Annotated in this window: 1 protein-coding gene; it reads right to left on the bottom strand. The window is 70.2% G+C overall.

The genetic code is table 11. The features are described from left to right. The coding region (locus AVMA1855_RS26485) for an NAD-dependent succinate-semialdehyde dehydrogenase (RefSeq protein ID WP_284428006.1) at window positions 1–1096 on the bottom strand (1096 nt) is incomplete at both ends.

Raw genomic sequence — 1096 nt, 5'->3', positions numbered from 1 at the left:
CGCACGTCCTGGCTGTAGAAGTACGCGGCCAGCCCGAACGGCGTGTCGTTGGCGGCGGCGATCACCTCTTCTTCGTTGTCGAAGCGCGTGAGCGGCGCCACCGGCCCGAACGTCTCCTCGCACGCGCAGGCCATGGTCGCATCGGCGTTCTCCAGCACCGTGGGGGCGTAGTAGGTCGCGCCCAGCTCGGTCAGGCGTTGTCCGCCCGTGAGCACCTTGGCGCCCTTGGCCACCGCGTCCTGCACGTGCCGCTCGATCTTCTCCACCGCCCGGGCGTTGATCATCGGCCCGATCTGCGAGGCCGGGTCGCTCGCCGGCCCCACCTTCAAGGCCGCCACGCGGGCGGTGAGCTTTTGCGCGAATTCGGCATGCACCTTGGTGTGCACGAACACCCGGTTGGGGCACACGCAGGTCTGGCCGCCGTTTCTGAACTTGGCGGCCATGAAGCCGTCCACGGCCGCGTCCACGTCGGCATCCTCGAACACGATGAAGGGGGCGTTGCCGCCCAGCTCCAGCGAGAGTTTCTTCAAGGTGTCGGCGCTGCGGCGCGCCAGGTGCTTGCCCACGGGCGTGGAGCCGGTGAAGGTGATCTTGCGCACGCGCGCATCGTCCAGCCACACGTCCACCACCTCGGGCGTCTTCTCGCGCGAGGCGGTGACGATGTTCAGCACGCCGGGCGGCACCCCGGCCTCGTGGGCCAGCAGCACCAGGGCGAGCGACGTGAGGGGCGTGTCTTCGGCGGGCTTGCAGACCACCGTGCAGCCGGCGGCCAGGGCCGGGGCGATCTTGCGGGCGATCATCGCGGCGGGAAAGTTCCACGGGGTGATGGCGGCCACCACGCCCACGGGCTCCTTCAGGGCGAACATGCGCCGGCCGGGCACGGGGGCGGGGATGACCTCGCCGTTCATGCGCGTGGCCTGTTCGCCGAACCATTCGATGTAGCTGGCGGCGTAGGCCACCTCGCCCTTGCCCTCGGCCAGGGGCTTGCCCTGCTCCATGGAGATCAGGGCGCCCAGGTCGTCCTGGTGGGCCAGCACCCGATCGTTCCAGCGCTTGATGATGGCCGCGCGCTGCTTGGCGGGCACCTGGCGCCAGG

The sequence above is a fragment of the Acidovorax sp. SUPP1855 genome, from assembly GCF_030158955.1.
In the GTDB taxonomy this organism is placed as follows: domain Bacteria; phylum Pseudomonadota; class Gammaproteobacteria; order Burkholderiales; family Burkholderiaceae_C; genus Paracidovorax.
Note: the sequence above shows the minus strand (reverse complement) of the source record. Positions and strands in the feature narration are given on the sequence as shown.